Source organism: Streptomyces albidoflavus (assembly GCF_000719955.1).
Taxonomy (GTDB): Bacteria; Actinomycetota; Actinomycetes; order Streptomycetales; family Streptomycetaceae; genus Streptomyces; species Streptomyces albidoflavus.
The window spans coordinates 35,991-61,062 of record NZ_JOII01000015.1; the positions used below are offsets into that span (position 1 = coordinate 35,991).

Genomic DNA, 25,072 nt, shown 5'->3' on the forward strand with positions numbered 1-25,072 from the left:
GCTACGCGCGCTGCCCGGACGCCTCGCCGGCGTCGGCGCGGGGGAGGCCGAGGACCATCGTCAGCCCGCCGCCGGGGGTGTCCTCGGCGGTGAGCGTGGCCCGGAGCGCCTCGGTGAAACCGCGCGCCACCGCGAGGCCGAGGCCGACCCCGGCGCCGCGCGGCGCGTCGCCCAGCCGCTGGAAGGGCTCGAAGATCTGCTCCTTCGACGCGTCGGGGACCCCGGGACCCCGGTCCACCACGCGCAGCTCCACCCGGTCGCGCAGACTGCCGGCGGAGATCAGCACGGGCCTGTCCCCGGGGCTGTACTTGACCGCGTTCTCGACCAGGTTGGCGACCACCCGCTCCAGCAGCCCCCGGTCGACGGTGACCAGGGGCAGCGACTCGGGGACGTCCAGGACGACGCTGCCCTCTCGAACCCCGGCGAGCGCCCGGGGCACCACCTCGTCCAGGCCGGTCTCGCGCAGCAGCGGGACGACCGTGCCCGTGGTGAGGCGGGACATGTCCAGCAGGTTGCCGATCAGCGCGTCCAGCCGGTCGGCCCCGTCCTCGATCCCTTCGAGCAGGGCCGCGCGGTCCTCCCGGGACCACTCCACCTCGGCCGAACGCAGGGAGCTGACCGACGCCTTGATCCCGGTGAGGGGCGTGCGCAGGTCATGGCTGACGGCGGCCAGCAGCGCCGTGCGGAACCGCTCGCTCTCGGCGAGCCGGCGGGCCTCCCCGGCCTGGCCGACCAGGCGCTGCCGGTCCAGGGCGACGGCCGCCTGCGCGGCGAAGGCGCTCAGCACCCTGCGGTCCTCGGCGGGCAGCGCGCGACCGCTGAGCACGAGGGCCAGGCCGTCGCCGGCGGGGATCTCCACGGCGGCGTCCTCGGGGCGCCGGGGCGGCTCCTGTCCGGCCGCCGCCACGCAGCTCCACGGGGCGCCGTCGCCGCCGCGTTCCAGCAGGGCCACCGCCTCCATGGCGAAGGTCTCGCGCAGCCGTGCCAGCAGGGCGTCGAGGGAGTCCTCCCCGCGCAGGACGCTGCCCGCGAGGAAGGAGAGGATCTCCGACTCGGCGCGCAGCCGGGCCGCCTGGTGGGTGCGGCGGGCGGCGAGGTCGACGACCGAGGCGACGGAGACGGCCACCCCCTCGAAGATCACCAGGGCGACCACGTTCCGCGGATCGGCGACGGCCGGCTCCCGCAGCGGCGGGGTGAAGAAGTAGTTGAGGAGGACGGAGCCGGCGGCGGCCGAGGCGAGCGCGGGCAGCATCCCGCCGAGCAGGGCGGCGGCGACGGTGGCGGTGAGGAAGAGCAGCATGTCGTTGGTGAGCCCCACGTCGGGGAGGACGCCGCCGAGCAGCAGCGTGAGCAGGAGCGGACCGCCGAGCCCCACCCCCCAGCCCCAGGCGACCCGGGCCCGGCCCAGCCGCGCCCCCCGGGCGGTCGGCAGCCCCCGGCCCCGGGCGACGGCGTCGTGCGTGACGATGTGCACGTCGAGGTCGGGGCCCGAGTCCCGGGCGACGGTGGCGCTGACGCCGGGGCCCAGCAGGTACTGCCAGCTCCTGCGGCGGCTGGCCCCCAGGACGACCTGGGTGGCGTCGGCGCCCCGGGCGAACTCCAGCAGCGCGGACGGCACATCGTCCCCGATGACGTGGTGGAAGGTCCCGCCGACCTCCTCCACCAGGGCCCGCTGCCGGGCCAGTTCCCTCGGCGAGGCCGCGCGCAGTCCCTCGCTCGTGGCGATGTGCACGGCCAGCACCTCACCCCCGGCGCCCTTCTCCGCGAGGCGGGCGGCGCGGCGGATCAGCGTGCTCCCCTCGGGGCCGCCGGTCAGCCCGACGACGATGCGTTCCCGGGCCGGCCAGGTGGCCCGTATCCGGTGCTCCCCCCGGTACCGCCGCAGGTGTTCGTCGACCCGGTCCGCCGTCCACAGCAGGGCCAGTTCGCGCAGGGCGGTGAGGTTGCCGGGGCGGAAGTAGTGGGCGAGGGCGGCGTCCAGCTTCTCCGGCTGGTAGATGTTGCCGTGCGCCATCCGCCGCCGCAGCGCCTGGGGCGCCATGTCGACCAGCTCGATCTGGTCGGCCCGGCGCACCACCTCGTCGGGGACCGTCTCCCGCTGGCGGACCCCGGTGATCGACTCCACGACGTCGCCCAGCGAGGCGAGGTGCTGGATGTTGACCGTCGAGACGACGTCGATCCCCGCCGCCAGCAGCTCCTCGACGTCCTGCCAGCGCTTGCCGTGGCGGGAGCCGGGGACGTTGGTGTGGGCCAGCTCGTCCACGAGGACGACGGCAGGGGCCCGCTCCAGGACCGCGTCGAGGTCCATCTCCGCGAAGCTGCCGCCCCGGTACGCGCGGGTGCGGCGCGGGACCACCTCCAGCCCGCGCAGCAGCGCCTCGGTGCGCGGCCGCCGGTGGTGCTCGACGAGGCCGACGACCACGTCGGTGCCGCGCTCCGCCCTGCGGTGGGCCTCCGAGAGCATCGCGTACGTCTTGCCGACGCCCGGGGCCGCGCCCAGGTAGATCCGCAGCTTTCCGCGTCCCATGCCGGTTCTTCCGTTCTTCCTGTGGGGGCGCCGGGTCAGGGCTCGAAGCGGTAGCCGAGGCCGGGCTCGGTGATGAGGTACCGGGGACGGGACGGGTCCGCCTCCAGCTTGCGCCGCAGCTGGGCCATGTAGACCCGCAGGTAGTTGGTGTTCTCGGCGTAGGCGGGGCCCCAGACCTCCAGCAGCAGGGCGCGCTGGGAGACCCGGCGGCCGGGGCTGGCGGCCAGGATCTCCAGCAGGTGCCACTCGGTCGGGGTCAGCCGGACCGGGTGGCCCTCGCGGAGCAGCTTCTTGGCCGACAGGTCGATGGTGAAGTGATCGGTGGTCACCACCGTCAGCGCCTCGGCCTCCGCCGTCGCCCGGCGCCTGCGGGTGGCCGCCCGCAGCCTGGCCAGCAGTTCGTCCATGCTGAACGGCTTGGTCACGTAGTCGTCGGCGCCCGCGTCCAGCGCCCGGACCTTCTCCCCGGACAGGTGGCGCGCCGAGAGCACCAGGATCGGCGCCCGGCTCCGGCTCCTGATCGCCTTGATCAGTTCGACGCCGTCCGTGTCCGGCAGACCGAGGTCCAGCAGGACGGCGTCCGGTTCGCCGGCCGCGAAGAGCCGGAGCGCGCCGTCCCCGTCCCGGGTGGCCGCCACCTCGTAGGAGCGCACCTCCAGATTGATCCGCAGGGCGCGCGCCAGTTGCGCGTCGTCCTCCACCACGAGCACCCGGGCCATGGCCGGTTCCTCCTTTCTCGGGGAGCGGGCGGTCTCCCGCCGGCCGGTCAGTTCCGGGCCAGGTCGCGCAGGGCCGTGTTCAGCCCCAGGACGTGGACGCGGGGCTCGCCGACGAAGCCGAGCGTCCGGCCCTCGGTGTGCCGGGCGACCAGCCGCTCGACCTCCCGCACCGTCAGGCCGTTCCGCGCGGCGACCCGGTGGACCTGGAGCGCGGCGTACGCGGGGGAGATGTGCGGGTCCAGCCCGGAGCCCGAGGAGGTCACCGCGTCGGGCGGCACGTCGGCCGGCCGCACCCGGTAGGTGGCGGTGGAGTTCTCCCGGACCACCGCGGCCCTGGCTGCCTTCACCCACGCGAGCAGTTCCGGGTTGTCCCCGGAGCGGTTGGTGGCGCCGGACAGCAGCAGCTCGTACCGGGTGTTGACGGTGCTGGCGCCCAGGCCCCGGGACGGCCGGGGCTGGAACCAGCGCAGGTCGGGGCGGGGTTCCTCCCCGGCCTTCCCGGGCAGGTCGTAGCGCTGGCCGATCAGGGCGGAGCCCACGACGCGGCCCTCGGCGTCCCCGGTCTTCGAGCCGTCGGCCCGGCCGGGGAAGAGGGCCTGGGCGACGCCCGTGACGGTGAGCGGGTAGAGCACGCCGCAGACCAGGGTGAGGACGAGCAGGGCGCGCAGCCCCGCCCCGAGCAGGCGCGCCGAGCGGCGCACGGAGTTCTTGGTCATGGCGGATCAGCCGATTCCGGGGAGGAGGGAGAGCAGCAGGTCGATGAGTTTGATGCCGAGGAACGGGGCGACGAGGCCGCCCAGCCCGTAGACGCCGAGGTTGCGGCGGAGCATCCGGTCGGCTCCGGCGGGCCGGTAGCGCACGCCGCGCAGGGCGAGGGGGACCAGCGCCACGATGATCAGCGCGTTGAAGATCACCGCGGAGAGGATGGCGGACTCGGGGGAGGCCAGCCCCATGATGTTGAGCCGGTCCAGCGAGGGGTAGGCCGCCGCGAAGAGCGCGGGGATGATCGCGAAGTACTTCGCCACGTCGTTGGCGAGCGAGAAGGTGGTCAACGCTCCCCGGGTGATGAGGAGTTGCTTGCCGGTCGCGACGATCTCGATGAGCTTGGTGGGGTCGGAGTCGAGGTCCACCATGTTCCCGGCCTCCTTGGCGGCCGAGGTCCCGGTGTTCATCGCCACGCCCACGTCGGCCTGGGCGAGCGCCGGGGCGTCGTTGGTGCCGTCGCCGGTCATCGCGACGAGCTGCCCGTTCGCCTGTTCCCGCCGGATGAGCGCCAGCTTCTCCTCGGGGGTGGCCTCGGCGAGGAAGTCGTCGACACCGGCCTCCTCGGCCACGGCCCGGGCGGTCAGCGGGTTGTCGCCGGTGATCATGACGGTGCGGATGCCCATCCGGCGCAGCTCCGCGAACCGCTCCCGCATCCCCTCCTTGACCACGTCCTTGAGGTGGACCACCCCGAGCACCCGCCGCCCGCGCACGTCCTCCACCGCCACCAGCAGCGGGGTGCCGCCGGCCTCGGCGATGCGGTCGGCGAGCGCCCGCGCGTCCGCCGCGACCGGGCCGCCCGACTCCTCCACCCAGGCCACCACGGAGGCGGTCGCGCCCTTGCGGACCCTGAGCCCGTCCAGGTCGACGCCGGACATCCGCGTCCGGGCGGAGAAGGCGACCCACCGCGCCCCCGCCGGCGCCTCCTCGCCGGGGCTCCCGAGGCCGTACTCCCGCTCCGTCAGCGTCACCACGGAGCGGCCCTCGGGGGTCTCGTCGGCGAGCGAGGAGAGCCGGGCGGCCCGCGCGAGTTCGTCCTCGGCCACGCCCCGGAGCGCGCGGAGCGCCACCGCCCGCCGGTCGCCCAGCGTGACGGTGCCGGTCTTGTCGAGGAGCAGGGTCGAGACGTCGCCCGCCGCCTCCACCGCCCGCCCCGACCCGGCCACCACGTTCCGCCGGACCAGGCGGTCCATCCCGGCGATCCCGATGGCCGGCAGCAGCGCGCCGATCGTGGTCGGGATCAGGCAGACCAGCAGGGCGGTCAGCACGATCACCGAGGTCTCGTCGTCCGCGCCCGCGTGGACCGCGAAGGGCTTCAGGGTGACCACCGCCAGCAGGAAGACGAGGGTGAGGGAGGCGAGCAGGATGTTCAGGGCGGTCTCGTTGGGCGTCTTGTGCCGGGCCGCGCCCTCCACCAGCCCGATCATCCGGTCGAGGAAGGTCTCGCCGGGACCGGTGGTGATCCGGACGACGATCCGGTCGGAGAGCACCCTGGTCCCGCCGGTGACGGCCGAGCGGTCGCCGCCCGACTCCCGGATCACCGGGGCCGACTCCCCGGTGATCGCGGACTCGTCGACCGAGGCCACGCCCTCGACCACGTCCCCGTCGCCGGGCACGACGTCCCCGGCCTCGCAGACGACCAGGTCGCCCACGCGCAGCCCGGTGCCCGGGACGCGTTCCTCGCGCCCGCCGGCCAGCCGCCGGGCGACGACGCCGGTCCTGGCGCCGCGCAACGCCTCGGCCTGCGCCTTGCCCCGGCCCTCGGCCACCGCCTCGGCGAGGTTGGCGAAGAGGGTGGTCAGCCAGAGCCACGCGGCGACGGCCCAGCCGAACCAGTCGGTGGGGTCGGCCAGCGCCAGCCCGGTGGTGACCACGGAGCCGACCAGGACCACGAACATCACGGGCGACTTCACCATCACGCGCGGGTCGAGCTTGCGCAGCGCCGCCGGCAGGGCCCGCAGCAACTGCTCCGGGCCGAACGGCCCGCCGCCGGGCCGGCTTCCCGGGCGCGGCCCCCCGGTCGTGGCGGCGTCCCGGGAGGTACGAGGGGGAGTGACGGTGCTCATGAGGCGAGCCCTTCGGCGAGCGGACCCAGCGCCAGGGCCGGGAAGTAGGTCAGTCCGGTGACGATGAGGATCGTTGCGACCAGCAGCCCCGAGTAGAGGGGCTTGTCGGTGCGCAGGGTGCCGGCGGTGGCGGGCACCGGCCGCTGCTCCGCCAGGGAGCCGGCCAGGGCCAGGACGAAGACCATCGGCAGGAAACGGCCGAGCAGCATCGCGATCCCGGTCGTGGTGTTGAACCACGGGGTGTCGGCGTTCAGCCCCGCGAAGGCCGAGCCGTTGTTGTTGGCCGCGGAGGTGTAGGCGTAGAGGATCTCCGAGAAGCCGTGCGGCCCGGAGTGGGTCATCGACTCCGCCGGGCCGGGCAGGGCCAGGGCGAGGCCGGTGAAGCCCAGCACGAGGGCGGGGGTGACGAGGAGGTAGCAGGCGGCGTAGGTGATCTGGCGGGTGCCGATCTTCTTGCCGAGGTACTCGGGCGTCCGGCCGACCAGCAGGCCCGCGACGAAGACGGCGACGACCGCCATGATCAGCATTCCGTACAGCCCGGAGCCCACCCCGCCCGGAGCGATCTCGCCGAGCTGCATCCCCAGCAGGGTGATGCCGCCGCCGAACCCGGTGTACGAGGAGTGGAAGGAGTTCACCGCGCCGGTCGAGGTCAGCGTCGTCGCCACCGCGAAGAGCGAGGAGCCGGCGATGCCGAACCGGGTCTCCTTCCCCTCCATGGCTCCGCCCGCCGCCTCGAAAGCGGGCCCGCGCCCCGCGAATTCGGTCCACATCATCAACGCGGTGAATGCGAGCCAGATGACGGCCATCGCGCCGAGAACGGCGTACCCCTGCCGCAGCGAACCGGCCATGCGGCCGAAGGTCCGGGTCATCGAGAAGGGGATGAGGAGGATGAGGAAGATCTCGAAGAGATTGGAGAACGGGGTGGGGTTCTCGAAAGGGTGGGCCGCGTTGGCGTTGAAATACCCGCCCCCGTTGGTGCCCAGTTCCTTGATTGCCTCCTGCGAGGCGACCGCTCCGCCGTTCCATTGCTGCTCGTCGCCCGAGAACTGGCCGACCGCGTGAATTCCGGAGAAGTTCTGGATGACCCCGCAGGCGACCAGGACGAGCGCGCCGGCCACCGAGAGCGGCAGGAGCACCCGGGTGATCCCGCGTACCAGATCGGCCCAGAAGTTGCCGAGTTCACCGGTGCGCGAGCCGGTGAAACCCCGGACGAGGGCGACGGCGACCGCCATGCCCACGGCGGCGGAGACGAAGTTCTGCACCGCCAGGCCGCCGGTCTGCACGAGGTGGCCCATCGCCTGTTCGCCGTAGTACGACTGCCAGTTGGTGTTGGTGACGAAGGAGACCGCGGTGTTGAACGCCTGGTCGGGGTCGATCGAGGCGAAGCCGAGCGAGCCGGGCAGTGCGCCCTGCGCCCGCTGGAGCAGGTGAAGGAGGAGGACGCCCACCGCCGAGAAGGCGAGCACGGCGCGCAGGTAGGCGGGCCAGCGCATGCCCGCCGACGGGTCGGCGCCGATCGCCCGGTACATCCATCTCTCGGGCCGGTAGTGCTTCCCGGAGGAGTAGACGCGGGCCAGATGATCACCCAGCGGACGGTGGGCGAGAGCCAGGGCGGCCAGCAGGGCGAGCAGCTGGAGTATGCCGGCAAGGGGGGAACTCATACCGGCATCTAAAACCTTTCCGGGAAAAGGAGAGCCAGGACGAGATATCCCACCAGGGCGGCGGCCACGACAAGTCCGACGATGTTCTCGACGGTCATATCCTGGTCACTCCCCGGGCGATGAGGGCCACCAGCGCGAATATCGCGATCGTGGTGGCGACGAAAGCCAGGTCGGCCATCGCGTGCTCCTGTTTGAGGTGTGGAAGAAATCGGCCGTGGGGCCGGTGACCAGTAAGAGGAAACCTCACCCCAGGGCGGGTGGTGCGCCATTTTGACGGGGTCCATACGAGCGCGCCCGAACCCTTGACGGGAATCTGACGCGACCGCCGCCGGAGGTGACGAAGAGTTCCGCGTGTTCTACGGAAAGGAACGAAAGGCGGGGTCCGGCAGGTGCGGCGCGGAAGGCCGCCACGGGGCCGGAGGCATCCCTCCCGGGGCCGGACAACCGCCCTGCCCTGCGGCCGAGTTGACCCCTCCGCCATCATGGGGGCCACCCCGTGAGCCGACGGGGACGGACCAGGCGAGAGGGGCGACGTGGTGAGTGGCGGCCAGGCGGCGGAGGGACAGCGGGGACCGGGGGACGCCGAGGGGGTGCGGGACGGTCAGCGGATCGCGCACAACGCCCGGGTCTGGAACTACTGGCTCGGCGGCAAGGACCACTACGCCGTCGACGCCGAGGTCGGCGAGCAGGTCGCCGGGTTCCACCCCGGCATCCGCGACGTGGCCCGGGCCGACCGCGCCTTCCTCGGACGGGCCGTGACGTACCTGGTCCGGGAGGCGGGCGTCACCCAGTTCCTGGACATCGGCACCGGACTGCCCACCGTCGACAACACCCACGAGGTCGCCCAGCGCATCGACCCCGGCGCCCGCGTCGTCTACGTCGACAACGACCCGATCGTCCTCACCCACGCCCGCGCGCTGCTCGCCGGCACCCCGGAGGGCGCCACCTCCTACCTGGACGCCGACGCCCACGACCCCGCGGCGATCCTCGCCGGGGCCGCCCGCACCCTGGACCTGACCCGGCCGGTCGCGGTGATGCTGCTCGGCATCCTCAACTTCGTCTCCGACACCGCCGAGGCCCGCCGCATCGTCCGCCACCTGGTCGACGCGCTCCCCTCCGGCAGCCACCTCGCGCTCACCCACCCCACCCTGGAACTGGGCGGCACCGCCAACGCCGAGGCCATGGCCTTCTGGAACGCCAACGCCAAGCCCCCCATCACCGCCCGCTCCGCCACCGACCTCACCAACATCCTGGACGGCCTGGAACTCCTCGAGCCCGGCATCGTCTCCTGCGCCCACTGGCACGCGACACCGGACCCGACCGGCACCCTCCCCGAGGAGGTCCCCCAGTACGGCCTGATGGCCCGGAAGCCCTGAGCGGCCGTCCCCCCCGGCCGACCTCTCCGGCCAGAGCCGGAGCCCGACCCCGCCCTGAGGCGGCCGCGAAGGCCACCCCTCAGCACTCGATGATGTTCACCGCCAGCCCGCCCCGGGCCGTCTCCTTGTACTTGACGGACATGTCGGCGCCGGTCTCCTTCATGGTCTTGATGACCTTGTCGAGGGAGACCTTGTGGGAGCCGTCGCCGCGCAGGGCCATGCGGGCGGCGGTGACGGCCTTGACGGCGGCCATGCCGTTCCGTTCGATGCAGGGGATCTGGACCAGGCCGCCGACCGGGTCGCAGGTCAGGCCGAGGTTGTGCTCCATGCCGATCTCGGCGGCGTTCTCCACCTGCTCGGGGGTGCCGCCGAGGACCTCGGCCAGGGCGCCGGCCGCCATCGAGCAGGCCGAGCCGACCTCGCCCTGGCAGCCGACCTCGGCGCCGGAGATCGAGGCGTTCTCCTTGAAGAGCATGCCGATGGCGCCGGCGGCGAGGAGGAAGCGGACGACGGCGTCCTCCTTCTCGGCCTCGGTGGCCGAGCCGGCGGCGAAGTTCACGTAGTAGTGGAGGACGGCGGGGATGATGCCGGCGGCGCCGTTGGTGGGGGCGGTCACCACGCGGCCGCCCGCCGCGTTCTCCTCGTTGACGGCCATCGCGTAGAGGGTGATCCACTCCATGGCGAGCGCCGCCGGGTCGCCTTCGGCGCGCAGCTGGCGGGCGGAGTGGGCGGCGCGGCGGCGGACCTTCAGGCCGCCGGGGAGCAGGCCCTCGCGGGACATGCCCCGGCTGACGCAGGCCCGCATGACCTGCCAGATCTCCAGCAGCCCGGCGCGGATCTCCGCCTCGGAGCGCCACGCCTTCTCGTTCTCCAGCATCAGCGCGGAGATCGACAGGCCGGTGTCCCCGGCCAGCCGCAGCAGCTCGTCGCCGGTGCGGAAGGGGTGGGTCAGCACGGTGTCGTCGAGCTTGATGCGGTCCTCGCCGACCGCGTCCTCGTCGACGACGAAGCCGCCGCCGACCGAGTAGTACGTCTTCTCCAGCAGGGTCGCGCCGGTGTGGTCGAAGGCCCACAGGGTCATGCCGTTGGCGTGGTAGGGCAGGGCGCGGCGCCGGTGCAGGACCAGTTCCTCGTCGGCGTCGAAGGCGATCTCGTGGACGCCCAGCACGTTGAGGCGGCCGGTGGCGCGGATCTCGGCAACACGGTCGTCGGCGCGCTCCACGTCGACCGTGCGCGGGGACTCGCCCTCCAGGCCCAGCAGGACCGCCTTGGGCGTGCCGTGGCCGTGCCCGGTCGCCCCCAGGGAGCCGAACAGCTCGGCCCGCAGCGAGGTGGTGTGGACGAGCAGCCCCTCGTTCTTGAGGCGGCGGGCGAACATCCGCGCGGCCCGCATCGGGCCGACCGTGTGCGAGCTGGACGGGCCGATGCCGACCGAGAACAGGTCGAAGACCGAGATGGCCACAGGAACTCCTAGCGGGTGGCGGACGGCGCTGTCCGCCGAAGGGGGCAGGGGCGCGGGGACCTGCGGGGGACCCCGGGCGCGGAGGAGGGTGCGGGCCGGTGAAAGCGGACCCGCACCCTCCAGTGTGCGCGGTGCGACGCCGGCGGAGGTGGACCGCCGGCGTCCGGACTACTTGAGTCCGGTGTACAGCGGGTGCTTCTCGGCGAGGGCGGTGACCCGCGCCTTCAGGGCCTCGGCCTCGTAGCTGGGCTTGAGGGCCTCGGCGATGATGTCGGCGACCTCGGCGAAGTCCTCGGCCTGGAAGCCGCGGGTGGCCAGCGCCGGCGTGCCGATGCGCAGGCCCGAGGTGACCATCGGGGGCCGCGGGTCGTTCGGGACGGCGTTGCGGTTGACGGTGATGCCGACCTCGTGGAGGCGGTCCTCCGCCTGCTGGCCGTCGAGCTCGCTCTCGCGCAGGTCGACCAGGACCAGGTGGACGTCGGTGCCGCCGGAGAGGACCGAGACACCGTGGTCGGTGACGTCGGGCTGGACCAGGCGCTCGGCGAGGATGCGGGCACCCTCGACGGTGCGCCGCTGGCGCTCCTTGAACTCCTCGGAGGCCGCCACCTTGAACGCGACGGCCTTGGCGGCCACCACGTGCTCCAGCGGACCGCCCTGCTGGCCGGGGAAGACCGCGGAGTTGATCTTCTTGGCCAGCTCGGCGGTGGAGAGGATGACGCCGCCGCGCGGGCCGCCCAGCGTTTTGTGGGTGGTGGTGGTGACGACGTGCGCGTGCGGCACCGGCGAGGGGTGCAGCCCGGCCGCGACCAGCCCGGCGAAGTGCGCCATGTCCACCATCAGGTACGCGCCGACCTCGTCCGCGATGCGGCGGAAGGCGGCGAAGTCCAGCTGGCGCGGGTAGGCCGACCAGCCGGCCACGATCAGCTTCGGGCGGGACTCCTTGGCGAGCCGCTCGACCTCGGCCATGTCGACCTGGCCGCTCTCGGCGTCGACGTGGTAGGCGACCACGTTGTAGAGCTTGCCGGAGAAGTTGATCTTCATGCCGTGGGTCAGGTGACCGCCGTGGGCCAGGTCCAGGCCCATGATCGTGTCGCCCGGCTTCAGCAGCGCGAACATCGCGGCGGCGTTGGCCTGCGCACCGGAGTGCGGCTGGACGTTGGCCGCCTCGGCGCCGAAGAGCTCCTTGATGCGGTCGATCGCGATCTTCTCGATCACGTCGACGTGCTCACAGCCGCCGTAGTAGCGGCGGCCCGGGTAGCCCTCGGCGTACTTGTTGGTGAGGACGGAGCCCTGCGCCTCCATGACGGCGACCGGAGCGAAGTTCTCCGAGGCGATCATCTCGAGGGTGGACTGCTGACGGAGCAGCTCGGCGTCGACGGCGGCGGCGACGTCCGGGTCGAGCTCGTGGAGGGGGGTGTTCAGAAGCGACTTCGAAGACATCACAGTCCCTGGGGTGGTCTCAGTTGCCGGAGAACTCGGTGTACGCGTCGGCCGAGAGCAGATCGTCCGGCTCCTCGCTGACGCGCACCTTGAACAGCCAGCCGCCCTCGAAGGGGGCGGTGTTCACCAGCGACGGGTCGTTCACGACGTCCTCGTTGATCTCGGTGACCTCACCGGAGACGGGGGAGTACAGGTCGCTGACCGACTTGGTCGACTCCAGCTCGCCGCAGGTCTCGCCCGCGGTGACCGTGTCGCCGACCTCCGGGAGCTGGGCGTAGACGACGTCACCGAGCGCGCCTGCCGCGTACTCGGTGATGCCGATCGTCGACACGCCGTCCTCGGCGGCCGACAGCCACTCGTGCTCCTTGCTGTAGCGCAGCTGCTGGGGGTTGCTCATGGGGTGAATTCTCCTGTACGCGGGGGTGTGCTGGTGAACGGAAGGTCTCGCGATCCGGGACGGAGCGGGTGCGTCGCGTCACGTCGCGCGGCGGCGGGCTACTTCTGACGCTTGTAGAACGGCAGCGCCACGACCTCGTACGGCTCGTGGCTGCCCCGGATGTCGACGCCGACGCCGGGCGTGCCGGGCGCCGCGTGGGCGGCGTCGACGTAGGCCATGGCGACGGGCTTGCCCAGAGTGGGGGAGGGGGCGCCCGAGGTGACCTCGCCGATCACCTGGCCGTCCACGACCACCGGGTAGCCCGCCCGCGGCACCCGGCGGCCCTCGGCGACCAGGCCGACCAGGGTGCGGGGCGGCTGCTCGGCGGCGTCCGCGGCGGCCTTCTCCAGGGCGGCGCGGCCCACGAAGTCGCCCTCCTTCTCGAACTTCACCACCCGGCCGAGTCCGGCGTCGAAGGGGGTGAGCGCCGTGGTCAGCTCGTGCCCGTAGAGCGGCATACCCGCCTCCAGGCGCAGCGTGTCGCGGCAGGAGAGCCCGCACGGCACGAGGCCCGCCCCGGCCCCGGCGGCGGTCAGCGCCTCCCAGAGGGCGACCGCGTCGCCGGGCGCCACGAACAGCTCGAAGCCGTCCTCACCGGTGTAGCCGGTGCGCGCGATCAGCGCCTCGACGCCGGCGACGGTGCCCGGCAGCCCCGCGTAGTACTTCAGCCCGTCCAGGTCGGCGTCGGTGACCGAGGCGAGGATGGCCGGGGAGGCCGGGCCCTGCACGGCGATCAGCGCGTACGCGTCGCGGTCGTCGCGGACCTCGACGTCGAAGGAGGCGGCGCGCCCGGTCAGCGCGTCCAGCACCACCTGGGCGTTGCCCGCGTTGGCGACGACCATGAACTCGGGGGACTCGACCGGACCGCGCCGGTAGACGATCAGGTCGTCGAGGATGCCGCCGTCCTCCTGGCAGATCATCGTGTACCGGGCCCGGCCGGGGCCGATCGTGGCGATGTTGCCGACCAGGGCGTAGGCGAGGAAGCGGGTGGCGTCCGGGCCCAGCACGGTGATCTCGCCCATGTGGGAGAGGTCGAAGAGCCCGGCGCGGGTGCGCACCGCCTGGTGCTCGTCGCGCTCGCTGCCGTACCGCAGCGGCATGTCCCAGCCGGCGAAGTCGGTCATGGTGGCCCCGAGCGCACGGTGCGTGGCGTCGAGTGCGGTCGTACGGGGGGTCTGGCTCATATCCGGGCGCTCCCAGGGCATGACGGCGAGGGGAATCGATCCTCCCCATCTGTCATCGAAACCTGAGAGGTTCGCCGCGGCCACCCGGACGAGCGACCGGGCAGGCCATGACTTGCACCTTGGGTGGGGCCGACGGAGCGGCCCGCTTTTCAGATGTGCCTCGCCCGCGCGGTACGGGGCCTGAGAGATTCAAGGGAGGGACTTGCTCCTTCGGCGTCCTGGCCAGGGCTTCGGGGCCCCGGCAGAACTCTCCCGCGCGGATTCAAGCGGCCGGTATGCAGTTCGCCGCCCATCATTGCACGCACCCCCGCCCGGCAGAACCCCTCCCCGGACGCGACCGCGGCGGCGGCTTCCGGCCAACCCGCGACCCCCGCCCCCACCAGGGGGAACCAAACGGCCCCCGCCCGGCGTGACCAGCCAGTGAAACCGCCGGCGGCGGGCGACGGGACCGGTAATCGGCTTGTGCCGCATTACCTTCTCTTTACACTCGGGGGAGATGACGCACGTGACCGCACGGGGGGAGCCCACCACGGTGCAGAGCAGCAGCGGCCGGGCGGTGTCCGCCCCGCCTCCGAGTCCCGGCGGGCCGGCGCCCGCCCTCGCCACGACCCTGCCCGCCCTGCCCGCCCAGCCGGGCGCCCGGCGGATTCCGGCCACCGTCCGCGACCTGCGGGCCACCGGGGACCGCCCCGCCCCCGACACCCTCACCTTCGGCCAAGGCGACCTCGTCGTCGTCTCCGGCCTGCCCGGCAGCGGCAAGTCCACCCTGATCCGCCGCACCGTCCGGGCCGCCCGCGCCGACTCCCAGGACACCCGCGAGCAGTGGGAGGCCCGCCTCCCCGCCGCCCTGCCCTACGCCCTGTACCGCCCCCTCGCCCGCCTCGCCCACTACGCCGCCCTGCGCCGCCTGCTCCGGGCGGGCCGCAGCGTCGTCGTCCACGACTGCGGCACCCAGCGCTGGGTCCGCCACTGGCTGGCCCGCGAGGCCCGCCGCCGGGGGCGCACCCTGCACATGGTCTTCCTCGACGTCGACCCGGACACCGCCCTCGACGGCCAGCGCGCCCGCGGCAGGGGCGTGAGCCGGTACGCCTTCCTGCGCCACCGCCGCGTCGTCGCCCGCCTCCTCGCCACCCTCGACGCCGGCACCCCGCCCCCGGGCTGCGGCTCGGCCACCCTCCTGGACCGCGCCGCCGCCGACCGGTTGCGTACGCTCACCTTCCGCGCCTGAGCCAACTCCCGCTTCCCGGCCGGGCCTGCGCCGGGGCATGCCCCGGGGCCCGGTCGCGGGTAGGGTCGGGGCGCAGGCGAGGTATGTGTGATCAGGCGGTGAGCAGATGAGCATCCCGGCCCAGGCCCCCCACGGGCTCTACGGCGGATGGCCGAGCAACGAACTGGAGGAGGCCCTCGCGGCCTCCCTGGGCGCCGAGGCGGCGGGCGGACGGCTGGTCGAGGTCCTCGGCCGCAGCAGTGTCTGGGTCCCGCTGCCCAACGGCGGCAGCCCCGAGAGCGGGTCGCTGGACCTGCCGACGCTGGACATCGACGGGGGCGCGTACGTCCCGGTGTTCAGCTCCGAGCAGCAGTTCCGCTCCTGCGTCGGCGGCCATCTGGCCTTCGCCGTCGCCCCGGCCACCGAGTTCGCCCGCGGCCTGCCCCCGCAGCTGGGCATCGCCGTCAACCCGGGCGGCACCGTCGGCGTCCCGCTGCCGCCGCCGGCCGTGGCCGAGCTGTGCCGCACCGGCCGCTCGCCGCTCGACGGGCCGGCCACCGGCGGCCGGGTCCGCACCTACGAGCCCGACTGGCAGGAGGACCCGGTGGACTTCCTCGGCGTCGCCGCCGGGGAGTTCGAGGAGTCCGGCGTGGTCGCCACCGCCCGCCGCTGCCTGGCCAGCGTCGAGGGCGGGGACCCGGTCCTCTTCGTCGGCGTCGAGCTGAACCGCCACGACGACGACGCCGCCCAGCGCGCCATGGACGCCCTCGGCCGCGCCCTGGGCCGCACCCCGGTCCCGTGGCCGGTCAACCTCGTCCTGCTGGACGCCACCGACGACCTGGTGGCCCGGTGGATGGCGAACAAGCTGCGCACCTTCTACCGGCGTGAGCCGTCCTGACCGACGGACGGAGGGCCTAAGCTGTTTTCATGACCTGGCCGGTTCCGTGTCACACGGAACCGGTCCTGGCATGACGGGGGCAGGCCCCGGGGGACGAAGTGACGAAGGGGCGGTCAACAGGTGAGTGCGTCGGGCACGGCCGCGGCCGGGCAGGTCGAGCACATGCTGCGCCAGGTCGCCCCCGGGCGGTACGACGCCTACGAGGGGCTGCTGCACGCGCTCGCCGACCCCGGCGGGCAGGTCTGGATGCTGCTCTGGCACGGCCAGGCCGGCTCCCCCGACGCGCAGTACGCCGCCATGGAGGTCGACGGCCTCGGCTACGCCCCCTGCGTCACCTCCGCCCAGGAACTCTCCGCCAGCGGCTGGACCCGCGCCCACGAGGTGGTCCCCACCCGTGAGGCCGCCGCCGGGCTCTACCAGGACCAGGTCGGCCTCTGGCTCAACCCGCACGCCCCCGGCGGCGGCGTCGGCGTCCCCTGGGCGGACCTGCGCCGCCTCGCCGTCGGCCTCGACGCCCAGCCGCCGGGCCCGCTGCGCATCTCCGAGCCGGTCATCGAACTCCCGCAGTTCTACGCCCTGCTGGCGCAGAACGCGCACCGCACCCCCGCGCTCCGCTCGCTGCGCCGGGCCTGGGTCCAGCCCGCCCTCGGCGTGCCGTACCTGGCCATCGGCCTCGACGTCTACGACCCGGGCGCCCAGGCCGTGGAGTCGGTGCGGGCGATGATGCGCCAGTCGGTCGGCGCCGTCCCCGACGGGCTCGCCGTCTCCACCGTCGCCATGTCCGACCCGTACGACCCGGTCGCCCTCTGGCTGCGCGCCCACGCCCGCCCCTTCTACGACCGCGACGCCCACGCCGCCCCGCCCGCCTCGGGGTACGGGTACCCGCAGCCGTACGGGCGCTGAGCCGGGGCCCGCCTCGCCCCTTACGCGGCGGCGACCGCCCGCAGGGTCTTCCGTCCGTGCGCACGCTCCCGGCGCGCGAACCGCCCGGAATTCCGCCCATCATTCATCAGGCGCCCCTTTTCACGCCTTTCGCTCCCCGCGCACTCCGCGCGCACGCCCATTCCGCTCCCGGTCGCCGGAATTCTGTCGGCACTTCCGCTGGCCAGAGGTTTGCGGGGGCTTCCGGTGGACACGAATGAGGCGAGCGGAATGAGGGCCCACCGACTTTCGCCGTCCAGCATTCGAGATCGTCCCCCTGCCCGCCGCCCACCGGTGTGAGGGGACATAAGGGGGCTCGCCCGGCCAATGGGGCGAAGGGGTGCGCAGGTTCGGCTGACGGGGTGTGAAAGTCCGGTGTCGCGCAGCGTGTTCGTACGGCAGCGAATGGTACGGAATCGCCTTCGCGGCGCCCCTGAAGGCACGCTTCTGTCCGGTAAACGGCGCCGGAGGGAGTGATGTCCTGGATATACGCGGTTTGTTGTCTGTCCGGGTCTCAGGTCGGTATCACCGCTATGCGGATCATTCTCCCCGGTGAGAGACGTGGGTAGTGTTCAGCCGGTCAAGACCTCTGTATGAATGCTGATCCGGGGTGGGCCCATGCGCATTTTCAAGTCCCGAGTCACTCGGGCGATCACGGTCGCGGCTGCGACCGCGCTGATCGTCACCGGGTGCTCCAGTGAGCGAGACACCACGGAAGGGAAGGGCAAGGACGGCGCCAAGGACACCTTCGTGTTCGGTGGCGCCGGCGACCCCGGTTCCCTCGACCCGGCGCTGGCGTCCGACGGTGAGACCTTCCGCGTCACCCGCCAGGCCTTCGAGGCGCTGCTGGAGCACGAGCCCGGCGGCTCGGAGCTCGTCGGCGGCCTCGCCGAGAAGTGGGACTCGAACGACGAGGGCACCGTCTGGACGTTCAACCTGCGCAAGGGCGTCAAGTTCCACGACGGTGAGGCGTTCAACGCCGAGGCGGTCTGCGCCAACTACGACCACTGGTTCAACTGGACGGGCACGTACCAGAGTTCCGCCGTGTCGTACTACTGGCAGACCATCATGGGCGGCTTCGCCAAGAACGAGGACAAGGACGCCCCCAAGGCGAACTACAAGTCCTGCACGGCGAAGGACGAGAACACCGCCGTCATCGAGGTGAACAAGGCCTCCGCCAACCTTCCCGGCGGCTTCTCGCTCCAGGCCCTCGCGATCCACTCGCCGAAGGCGCTGAAGGCGTACGAGAAGGAGGAGGCGTCCGCCAAGGGCGACGCCATCACCTACCCCAAGTACAGCCAGCAGGCCGGCACGGTCGCCGGTACCGGCCCGTACAAGATCACGAAGTGGAACAAGGGCAACAAGGAAGTCCAGCTCGAGCGCTTCGACGACTACTGGGGCAAGAAGGCCGGGGTCAAGAACCTCGTCTTCCGCACCATCGACACCGAGGAAGGCCGCCGTTCGGCCCTCCAGGCCGGTGACATCGACGGCTACGACCTCGTGTCGCCCGCCGACGTGAAGACCCTGGAGAAGGCCGGCTTCCAGGTCCCCACCCGTGAGGTCTTCAACATCTTCTACCTGGGCTTCTCCCAGGAGAAGAACAAGGCGCTCCAGAACAAGGACGTCCGCGCCGCCATCGCCCACGCGATCGACAAGGACAACCTGGTCAAGACCCAGCTCCCCGAGGGCGGCGTCGCGGCCACGCAGTTCATCCCGGACACCGTCGAGGGCTACTCCGACAAGGTCGAGAAGTACGACTACGACCCGGCGAAGGCCAAGAGCCTGCTGAAGAAGGCCGGCGAGGAGAAGTTGAAGGTCGAGTTCTGCTACCCGACCGAGGTCAGCCGTCCGTACATGCCGTCCCCGGGTGACCTCTTCGAGCTGATGAAGTCCGACCTGGAGAAGATCGGCATCACCGTCACCCCGAAGCCCGCCAAGTGGGCCCCGGACTACATCGACGCCACCGAGGCGGGCGGCTGCGAGCTGCACCTGCTCGGCTGGACCGGTGACTTCAACGACGCCTACAACTTCATCGGTACCTGGTTCGCCGAGTACGACAAGCAGTGGGGCTTCAAGGACAAGAAGGTCTTCGAGGCGATGGAGGAGGCCTCCAAGGAGGTCGACCACGCCAAGCGCGTGAAGCTCTACGAGCGCGCCAACGAGGTCGTCATGGACTACCTGCCCGGCGTCCCGGTCTCCTCGTCCCCGCCGGCGATCGCCTTCGCCAAGGACGTCAACCCGCCGCTGGTCTCCCCGCTGACGCAGGAGAACTTCGCCGAGGTCACGTTCAAGTAGGCACACCGCACCACGCGGTACCAGCACCTCACGGTGCGTCAGGGTCCGCCCGGCCACGGCACGTTCGCGGCCGGGCGGACCCGCCGCGTGAAGGCCCTGGACGGTGCGCGGTCACCACCGCGGGCCGCCCTCCCACCACCCCCCACGCGCCCGGCCGCGACCCGGCCCGAACACGGGCGCACCACGAACTACGCAAGAAAGGGGCATCGCGGGGTGTTGCGTTTCGTCGTACGAAGACTGCTTCAACTCATACCCACCCTGCTCGGCCTGTCGGTTCTGCTCTTCATCTGGCTGAACCGGCTGCCCGGCGGACCCGCCTCGGCGATTCTCGGAGAGAAAGCGACCGAGGCCGAGGTGGCACGTATCAACCGGGCTCTGGGGCTCGACCAGCCGGTGTACGTGCAGTACGGCCGCTTCATCAAGCGGCTGATCGAGGGCGACCTCGGCACGTCCACCCAGACCGGCCAGCCGGTCATGGACGAGTTCCTCCTGCGATTCCCCGCCACCGTCGAGCTGTCGCTGATGGCCATCGTCCTCGCGGTCGCCGTCGGTGTGCCGCTCGGCTACTTCGCCGCCAAGCGGCGCGGCGGCTGGCTCGACGTGGCCGCCGTCTCCAGCTCGCTGATCGGCATCTGCATCCCCGTCTTCTTCCTCGCCTTCATGCTGCGGACGGTCTTCTCGGTCAACCTCGGCTGGTTCCCCAGCTACGGGCGGCTGACCACCGGCATCAACGCCACGGAAGTGACCGGCCTGGCCGTCCTCGACGGCTTGCTCACCGGCGAGTTCGACGCCACCTGGGACGCGCTCAGTCACCTGATCCTGCCGGCCATCGCCCTCGCCTCCATCCCGGTGGCGGTCATCGTGCGCATGACCCGGGCCAGCGTCCTGGAGGTGCTCGGCGAGGACTACGTCCGTACCGCCGAGTCCAAGGGCCTGCGCAAGGGCGTCGTCCGCACCCGCCACGTCCTGCGCAACGCGCTGCTGCCCGTCATCACCTCGGTCGGCCTGCTCACCGGCTCGCTCCTGTCGGGCGCGGTGCTCACCGAGTCGGTCTTCACCTTCGGCGGCATCGGCTCCTTCATCCGGACCGCGATCGACGGCCGGGACTATCCGGTCCTCGTCGGCTTCATCATGTTCATCGCGATGGCGTACGTCCTGATCAACCTCCTGGTCGACCTCGCCTACAGCCTGATCGACCCGAGAGTGCGGGTGCACTGACATGAGCACCAAGACGGACAAGATCGACCGCCTCGCGGAACTCACGGCCCAGCAGGAGAGCTCCAGCGGCGCCAGCCTCTGGAGGGAAGCCCTCAAGCGGCTGCGGGCCAGCAAGATGGCGCTGGTCGGAGCCTGGATCATCGCGGTCTTCCTGCTCCTCGCCATCATCGGCCCGTGGGTCGCGCCCTACGCCCCCGGGCAGCAGTGGCGCGGTGAGGTCTTCGTCAACCGGGCCGAGTTCGTCGGCGCCCGCGCCGAGAACTGGTTCGGCCTCGACCACCTCGGCCGCGACATCTTCTCGCGGATGCTCGTCGGCGCCCGGCAGACCCTGCTCCTCGGCGTCGTCTCCACCCTGATCGGCCTCAGCGTCGGCGCCCTCATCGGCAGCTTCTCCGGCGCCTGCGCCACCCTGGGCGGCCGCGTCGGCCAGCGCATCGACTCCGTCGTCATGCGCTGCATCGACATCATGCTGGCGCTGCCCTCGCTGCTGCTCGCCGTCTCGGTGGCGGCGGTCCTCGGCCAGTCGATGACCACCGTGATGATCGCCATCGGTGTCGTCCAGATCCCGGTCTTCGCCCGCCTGCTGCGCGGCGCGATGCTGGTCCAGGGCGGCTCGGACTACGTGCTCGCCGCCCACTCGCTGGGCATCCGCAAGCGCCGCATCGTCCTCACCCAGATCATGCCGAACTCGCTGAGCCCGGTGATCGTCCAGGCGACGCTCTCGCTGGCCACCGCCATCATCGAGGCGGCCGCCCTGTCCTTCCTGGGCCTCGGCAACCCGGACAGCGCCAAGAACCCCGAATGGGGCGTCATGCTCACCCAGGCGCAGAACTACGCCGACTCCGCGCCGATGATGGCGGTCTACCCGGCCCTGGCCATCATCATCACGGCACTCGGCTTCACCCTGCTCGGCGAGGCGATGCGCGAAGCCCTCGACCCGAAGCTGCGAGGTTGACCATGCCCCTGCTCTCCGTGGACGAACTGTCCATCACCTTCACCGGCCGCGGCCGGCGTGACGTGCGGGCCGTGGACGGCGTCTCCTTCGACGTCGACCAGGGCCAGGTCGTGGGCCTGGTCGGCGAGTCCGGCTGCGGCAAGTCGGTGACCTCGCTCGCCCTGATGGGGCTGCTGCCCAAGAAGGGCGTCAAGCTCGGCGGCCGCGCCGAGTACGACGGCAAGGACCTGCTGACGCTCTCCTCGAACGCCATGCGCGACATGCGGGGCAAGCACCTGGCGATGATCTTCCAGGACCCGCTCTCCTCGCTGAACCCGGTCATCCCGGTCGGCCTCCAGGTCACCGAGATCCTGGAGCGGCACCGCGGCATGAAGGGCGCCGCCGCCCGCAAGGAGGCCGCCGACCTGCTGGACCGCGTCGGCATCCCCGACCCGACCCGGCGGCTCAAGGAGTACCCGCACCAGCTCTCCGGCGGTATGCGCCAGCGCGCGCTGATCGCCATGGCGGTGGCCTGCGCGCCCCGCATGCTGATCGCGGACGAGCCGACCACCGCGCTCGACGTGACCATCCAGGCGCAGATCCTCGAACTCCTCAAGGAACTCGTCGACCAGCAGGGCACCGCCCTGCTGATGATCACCCACGACCTCGGCGTGGTCGCCGGCCTCTGCGACCAGGTCAACGTCCTGTACGCGGGCAAGGCCGTCGAGTCGGCCGGGCGGCGCGAGCTGTTCGCGCAGCCCACCCACCCGTACGCGCACGGGCTGCTCGGCTCGATCCCGCGCCTGGACGCCCCCCGGGGCGAGCCGCTGCGCCCGATCCGGGGCTCCATCAACGACCGGATCGACTGGGCCGACGGCTGCGCCTTCGCGCCCCGCTGCGACCACTACACCCTGGAGTGCCTGAGCGGGACGCCGCAGCTGACCGAGCCGGTCGGCGCGGGCCACGGCGTCCGCTGCGTCAACCCGGTGCTCACCGGCGTCGAGGTCAAGACCCTCGGTGTCCCGGCCGAGCAGGCCGTGGACGCGGCGGCGGCGACGGCTCCCGCCGAGCCCGCCGAGCCGAAGATCCCGGCGCAGGCCGGGCCGGAGGCGGACGGGAAGGCCGAGACCGACGAGGGCGACGCCGCACCGGAGGCGGAGCCCGAGGCCGAGAAGAAGAAGGACGCGTCATGAGCCTGCTCGAACTGGACGATGTGAAGGTCCACTTCCCGGTCAAGAAGGGCCTGATCTTCGACCGGACCGTCGGCCACGTCTACGCGGTCGACGGTGTCTCCCTCTCGGTCGAGGAGGGCCAGACCTACGGCCTGGTCGGTGAGTCCGGCTGCGGCAAGACCACGCTGGGCCGCTCCGTGCTCCGGCTGGTCGACATCACCGACGGCTCGGTCAACTTCGACGGCACCGACCTCGCGAAGCTGCCCGCCGAGGAGATGCGGACCTTCCGCCGACGGCTCCAGATGGTCTTCCAGGACCCGCTGGGCAGCCTCAACCCCCGGCAGAACATCGAGTCGATCCTCTCCGAGGGGATGGCTGCGCACGGCATCGGCGGCACCCGCGAGGAGCGGCGCGAGAAGATCCGCGACATCCTCGCCAAGGTGGGGCTGCCCGCCAACGCCCTCGCGCGCTACCCGCACGAGTTCTCCGGCGGCCAGCGCCAGCGCATCGGCATCGCCCGCGCGCTGGTCCTGGAGCCCGACGTCATCATCTGCGACGAGCCCGTCTCGGCGCTGGACGTCTCCATCCAGGCCCAGGTCATCAACCTGCTGGAGGAGCTCCAGGAGTCGCTGGGCCTCACCTACCTGGTGATCGCCCACGACCTCGCGGTGGTCCGGCACATCTCGGACGTCATCGGCGTGATGTACCTCGGCTCCCTGGTCGAGGAGGCGCCCAGCGACGCCCTGTACGCCGAGCCGAGGCACCCGTACACCAAGGCCCTCATGTCGGCCGTGCCGGTGCCCGACCCGGAGGTGGAGGACCGCCGCGAGCGCATCCTGCTCACCGGCGACCTGCCCTCGCCCGCCAACCCGCCGGCCGGCTGCCGGTTCCACACCCGCTGCCCGTGGGCGCAGGACACCCTCTGCGCCACCGAGCGGCCGGCGCTCAAGGACGTCGGCGGCGGCCACAAGGTGGCCTGCCACTTCGCGGCCGAGATCGCCGCGGGCACCGTGGAGCGGACCGCCGCCTCGGTGGTGCCCGCCACCCGCGAGGAGATGGCCGACCGGGTCGTGGAGACCCCGGCCGAGTAGTTCCCGCGTCACACCCGCGCGCCGTGGCGCCCGCCCCGCTCCCGTGAGCGGGGCGGGCGCCACGCGGCCTTCCGTGGGCGGGTCCGCGGGGCCGGGGCGGGACCCAGTACAAATACAGGGTGTTCCAGCAATTCTTCACCCCGGCCGTCCAGCACACCCTCGACCTGATGGGGATCTTCGTCTTCGCGATCTCGGGTGCGCTGCTCGCCGTCCGGAAGAACTTCGACATCTTCGGCATCGCGATGCTGGCCGAGGTCACGGCGCTGGGCGGCGGGCTCTTCCGGGACGTGGTCATCGGCGCGCTGCCCCCGGCGGCCTTCACCGACCTCGGATACTTCACCACCCCGCTCTGCGCCGCCCTGCTGGTCTTCTTCCTCCACCCGCACGTCGAACGCATCCAGAGCGCGGTCAACGTCTTCGACGCCGCCGGGCTCGGCCTCTTCTGCGTCATCGGCACCACCAAGGCGTACACCTACGGGCTCGGGCTGACCGCCTCCGCGGCGCTCGGGCTCGCCACGGCGGTCGGCGGGGGAGTCCTGCGCGACGTCCTCGCCAACGAGGTGCCCTCGCTGCTGCGCTGGGACCGCGACCTGTACGCGGTGCCCGCTATGGTCGGCGCGGCGATGGTGGCGCTCTGCATCCGCTTCGACTCGCTCAACCCGTTCACCGCCGGGGTCGCCGTGCTGACCGCGTTCGTGCTGCGGCTGCTGGCGATGCGGTACCACTGGCGGGCGCCGCGGGCCTGGAACCGGCGCTCCTCGGGGGTGGAGGTGGACGAGGCGTCGACCTGATGGGCCCGGACGTGGGCCCGTACGGGCACCCGGGCCCAAGGATTTGACGAGTTCTTGACAATCGGGCGGTGCGCGGACAGTCTCGGGGGCCCGTCCGGCACCACGGATCAAGAAGAGGTGGCCCCCCATGCGCCCACGCCCCATCAGACTTCTGCTCACCGCCCTCGTCGGGGCCGGTCTCGCGTTCGCCCCCGTCTCCGCCGTCGCCGCCCCCACCGCGACGGCCTCCGCCTCCGCCGACGTCGGCGCCCTGGACGGCTGCTACACCTGGAGCGGCACCCTCAGCGAGGGCTCCTCCGGTGAGGCGGTGCGCCAGCTCCAGATCCGCGTCGCCGGGTACCCGGGGACCGGCGCCCAGCTCGCCATCGACGGGCAGTTCGGCCCCGCCACCAAGGCGGCCGTGCAGCGCTTCCAGTCGGCCTACGGACTGGCCGCCGACGGCATCGCCGGGCCCGCCACCTTCAACAAGATCTACCAGTTGCAGGATGACGACTGCACGCCCGTCAACTTCACCTACGCCGAGCTGAACCGCTGCAACTCGGACTGGTCCGGCGGCAAGGTCTCCGCCGCCACCGCCCGGGCCAACGCCCTGGTCACCATGTGGAAGCTCCAGGCCATGCGGCACGCCATGGGTGACAAGCCGATCACCGTCAACGGCGGCTTCCGCAGCGTCACCTGCAACAGCAACGTCGGCGGCGCCTCCAACAGCCGCCACATGTACGGCCACGCGGCCGACCTCGGCGCCGGCTCGCAGGGCTTCTGCGCGCTGGCCCAGGCCGCCCGCAACCACGGCTTCACCGAGATCCTCGGCCCGGGCTACCCGGGCCACAACGACCACACGCACGTCGCCGGCGGCGACGGCCGCTTCTGGTCGGCGCCCAGCTGCGGCATCTGAGCCCCGGCTCGCCGCGG

Annotated in this window: 21 protein-coding genes and 2 riboswitches; of the genes, 11 read left to right on the forward strand and 10 right to left on the reverse strand. The window is 72.3% G+C overall.

Annotation, left to right across the window (positions count from 1 at the left end; all coding sequences use genetic code 11):
- Position 1: 1 nt before the first annotated feature.
- From IF45_RS0117440 to kdpF, 6 genes are read right to left on the reverse strand one after another with little or no spacing between them, the layout of a single operon-like run.
- The gene (locus tag IF45_RS0117440) at positions 2 to 2,527 is read right to left on the reverse strand and encodes a DUF4118 domain-containing protein (RefSeq protein WP_030308273.1); all 2,526 of its coding nucleotides are present in this window, start codon (positions 2,525 to 2,527) and stop codon (positions 2 to 4) included.
- Between the two features lie 35 nt (positions 2,528 to 2,562).
- A complete protein-coding gene (locus tag IF45_RS0117445) occupies positions 2,563 to 3,246 on the reverse strand; it encodes a response regulator (protein WP_008406727.1) in 684 nt (227 codons plus the stop codon).
- 47 nt (positions 3,247 to 3,293) lie between these two features.
- Positions 3,294 to 3,962, reverse strand: coding sequence for a potassium-transporting ATPase subunit C (locus IF45_RS0117450; RefSeq protein WP_030308275.1), 669 nt, complete (start codon positions 3,960 to 3,962; stop codon positions 3,294 to 3,296).
- 6 nt (positions 3,963 to 3,968) lie between these two features.
- A complete protein-coding gene (gene kdpB, locus IF45_RS0117455; protein WP_030308277.1) occupies positions 3,969 to 6,074 on the reverse strand; it encodes a potassium-transporting ATPase subunit KdpB in 2,106 nt (701 codons plus the stop codon).
- Positions 6,071 to 7,735: a potassium-transporting ATPase subunit KdpA gene (gene kdpA / locus IF45_RS0117460; RefSeq protein WP_030308279.1), complete on the reverse strand. Its 1,665-nt coding sequence runs from the start codon at positions 7,733 to 7,735 to the stop codon at positions 6,071 to 6,073. The genes kdpB and kdpA overlap by 4 nt, the downstream gene beginning before the upstream one ends.
- A gap of 8 nt (positions 7,736 to 7,743) precedes the next feature.
- Complete coding sequence (kdpF, locus tag IF45_RS32425; RefSeq protein WP_008406723.1) at positions 7,744 to 7,833, reverse strand: K(+)-transporting ATPase subunit F; 90 nt, start codon at positions 7,831 to 7,833, stop codon at positions 7,744 to 7,746.
- 492 nt (positions 7,834 to 8,325) lie between these two features.
- Between kdpF and IF45_RS0117475 the strand changes: the two genes are divergently transcribed.
- Positions 8,326 to 9,111 carry an SAM-dependent methyltransferase gene (locus IF45_RS0117475; RefSeq protein WP_030308281.1) on the forward strand — a complete coding sequence of 262 codons (786 nt, stop codon included), beginning with the start codon at positions 8,326 to 8,328 and terminating at the stop codon, positions 9,109 to 9,111.
- Positions 9,112 to 9,190: 79 nt separating this feature from the next.
- Here the strand turns inward: IF45_RS0117475 and IF45_RS0117480 are convergent, their stop codons facing one another.
- The 4 genes from IF45_RS0117480 to gcvT form a co-directional block, all read right to left on the reverse strand.
- A complete protein-coding gene (locus IF45_RS0117480) occupies positions 9,191 to 10,573 on the reverse strand; it encodes an L-serine ammonia-lyase (RefSeq protein ID WP_018470872.1) in 1,383 nt (460 codons plus the stop codon).
- Between the two features lie 168 nt (positions 10,574 to 10,741).
- On the reverse strand, positions 10,742 to 12,013 hold the full coding sequence (glyA, locus tag IF45_RS0117485; RefSeq protein WP_003950986.1) for a serine hydroxymethyltransferase: 1,272 nt from the start codon (positions 12,011 to 12,013) through the stop codon (positions 10,742 to 10,744).
- A 19-nt stretch (positions 12,014 to 12,032) separates the two neighbouring features.
- Complete coding sequence (gene gcvH / locus IF45_RS0117490) at positions 12,033 to 12,410, reverse strand: glycine cleavage system protein GcvH (protein WP_010642089.1); 378 nt, start codon at positions 12,408 to 12,410, stop codon at positions 12,033 to 12,035.
- A 98-nt stretch (positions 12,411 to 12,508) separates the two neighbouring features.
- A complete protein-coding gene (gene gcvT, locus IF45_RS0117495; protein ID WP_010642087.1) occupies positions 12,509 to 13,633 on the reverse strand; it encodes a glycine cleavage system aminomethyltransferase GcvT in 1,125 nt (374 codons plus the stop codon).
- A 39-nt stretch (positions 13,634 to 13,672) separates the two neighbouring features.
- Positions 13,673 to 13,792: riboswitch (glycine riboswitch) on the reverse strand.
- Positions 13,793 to 13,898, reverse strand: a riboswitch (glycine riboswitch).
- A 240-nt stretch (positions 13,899 to 14,138) separates the two neighbouring features.
- On the opposite strand from gcvT, the gene IF45_RS0117500 reads away from it, so the two are divergent.
- The 10 genes from IF45_RS0117500 to IF45_RS0117545 all read left to right on the forward strand — a co-directional run bounded on the left by IF45_RS0117500 (position 14,139) and on the right by IF45_RS0117545 (position 25,055).
- Positions 14,139 to 14,861: an AAA family ATPase gene (locus IF45_RS0117500; protein WP_010642085.1), complete on the forward strand. Its 723-nt coding sequence runs from the start codon at positions 14,139 to 14,141 to the stop codon at positions 14,859 to 14,861.
- Between the two features lie 106 nt (positions 14,862 to 14,967).
- Positions 14,968 to 15,738 carry an enhanced serine sensitivity protein SseB gene (locus tag IF45_RS0117505; protein ID WP_003950990.1) on the forward strand — a complete coding sequence of 257 codons (771 nt, stop codon included), beginning with the start codon at positions 14,968 to 14,970 and terminating at the stop codon, positions 15,736 to 15,738.
- A 120-nt stretch (positions 15,739 to 15,858) separates the two neighbouring features.
- The gene (locus tag IF45_RS0117510) at positions 15,859 to 16,641 is read left to right on the forward strand and encodes an enhanced serine sensitivity protein SseB C-terminal domain-containing protein (protein WP_003950991.1); all 783 of its coding nucleotides are present in this window, start codon (positions 15,859 to 15,861) and stop codon (positions 16,639 to 16,641) included.
- 636 nt (positions 16,642 to 17,277) lie between these two features.
- Positions 17,278 to 18,954 carry an ABC transporter substrate-binding protein gene (locus IF45_RS0117515; RefSeq protein ID WP_008410644.1) on the forward strand — a complete coding sequence of 559 codons (1,677 nt, stop codon included), beginning with the start codon at positions 17,278 to 17,280 and terminating at the stop codon, positions 18,952 to 18,954.
- 213 nt (positions 18,955 to 19,167) lie between these two features.
- A complete protein-coding gene (locus tag IF45_RS0117520) occupies positions 19,168 to 20,172 on the forward strand; it encodes an ABC transporter permease (protein WP_003950994.1) in 1,005 nt (334 codons plus the stop codon).
- A 1-nt stretch (position 20,173) separates the two neighbouring features.
- Entirely contained in the window at positions 20,174 to 21,127 is a 954-nt protein-coding gene (locus tag IF45_RS0117525; RefSeq protein ID WP_003950995.1) for an ABC transporter permease, read from the forward strand.
- A 2-nt stretch (positions 21,128 to 21,129) separates the two neighbouring features.
- Positions 21,130 to 22,299, forward strand: a complete 1,170-nt coding sequence (locus IF45_RS0117530) for an ABC transporter ATP-binding protein (protein ID WP_030308282.1) — start codon at positions 21,130 to 21,132, stop codon at positions 22,297 to 22,299.
- Positions 22,296 to 23,369: an ABC transporter ATP-binding protein gene (locus IF45_RS0117535; protein ID WP_030308283.1), complete on the forward strand. Its 1,074-nt coding sequence runs from the start codon at positions 22,296 to 22,298 to the stop codon at positions 23,367 to 23,369. Before IF45_RS0117530 ends, IF45_RS0117535 begins: the two co-directional genes overlap by 4 nt.
- Positions 23,370 to 23,536: 167 nt before the next feature.
- Positions 23,537 to 24,160: a trimeric intracellular cation channel family protein gene (locus IF45_RS0117540; RefSeq protein ID WP_202474989.1), complete on the forward strand. Its 624-nt coding sequence runs from the start codon at positions 23,537 to 23,539 to the stop codon at positions 24,158 to 24,160.
- Positions 24,161 to 24,287: 127 nt separating this feature from the next.
- Complete coding sequence (locus tag IF45_RS0117545; RefSeq protein ID WP_003950999.1) at positions 24,288 to 25,055, forward strand: D-Ala-D-Ala carboxypeptidase family metallohydrolase; 768 nt, start codon at positions 24,288 to 24,290, stop codon at positions 25,053 to 25,055.
- Positions 25,056 to 25,072 lie beyond the last annotated feature (17 nt).

Excerpts from the sequence above, each read along its gene's own strand:
- gcvT (WP_010642087.1), bottom strand. The coding sequence starts at position 13,633 with ATGAGCCAGACCCCCCGTACGACCGCACTCGACGCCACGCACCGTGCG.
- IF45_RS0117525 (WP_003950995.1), top strand. The coding sequence starts at position 20,174 with ATGAGCACCAAGACGGACAAGATCGACCGCCTCGCGGAACTCACGGCC.
- IF45_RS0117440 (WP_030308273.1), bottom strand. The coding sequence starts at position 2,527 with ATGGGACGCGGAAAGCTGCGGATCTACCTGGGCGCGGCCCCGGGCGTC.
- IF45_RS0117450 (WP_030308275.1), bottom strand. The coding sequence starts at position 3,962 with ATGACCAAGAACTCCGTGCGCCGCTCGGCGCGCCTGCTCGGGGCGGGG.
- IF45_RS0117545 (WP_003950999.1), top strand. The coding sequence starts at position 24,288 with ATGCGCCCACGCCCCATCAGACTTCTGCTCACCGCCCTCGTCGGGGCC.
- kdpB (WP_030308277.1), bottom strand. The coding sequence starts at position 6,074 with ATGAGCACCGTCACTCCCCCTCGTACCTCCCGGGACGCCGCCACGACC.
- IF45_RS0117445 (WP_008406727.1), bottom strand. The coding sequence starts at position 3,246 with ATGGCCCGGGTGCTCGTGGTGGAGGACGACGCGCAACTGGCGCGCGCC.
- kdpA (WP_030308279.1), bottom strand. The coding sequence starts at position 7,735 with ATGAGTTCCCCCCTTGCCGGCATACTCCAGCTGCTCGCCCTGCTGGCC.
- gcvH (WP_010642089.1), bottom strand. The coding sequence starts at position 12,410 with ATGAGCAACCCCCAGCAGCTGCGCTACAGCAAGGAGCACGAGTGGCTG.
- kdpF (WP_008406723.1), bottom strand. The coding sequence starts at position 7,833 with ATGACCGTCGAGAACATCGTCGGACTTGTCGTGGCCGCCGCCCTGGTG.
- IF45_RS0117515 (WP_008410644.1), top strand. The coding sequence starts at position 17,278 with ATGCGCATTTTCAAGTCCCGAGTCACTCGGGCGATCACGGTCGCGGCT.
- IF45_RS0117530 (WP_030308282.1), top strand. The coding sequence starts at position 21,130 with ATGCCCCTGCTCTCCGTGGACGAACTGTCCATCACCTTCACCGGCCGC.
- IF45_RS0117535 (WP_030308283.1), top strand. The coding sequence starts at position 22,296 with ATGAGCCTGCTCGAACTGGACGATGTGAAGGTCCACTTCCCGGTCAAG.
- glyA (WP_003950986.1), bottom strand. The coding sequence starts at position 12,013 with ATGTCTTCGAAGTCGCTTCTGAACACCCCCCTCCACGAGCTCGACCCG.
- IF45_RS0117540 (WP_202474989.1), top strand. The coding sequence starts at position 23,537 with ATGGGGATCTTCGTCTTCGCGATCTCGGGTGCGCTGCTCGCCGTCCGG.
- IF45_RS0117505 (WP_003950990.1), top strand. The coding sequence starts at position 14,968 with ATGAGCATCCCGGCCCAGGCCCCCCACGGGCTCTACGGCGGATGGCCG.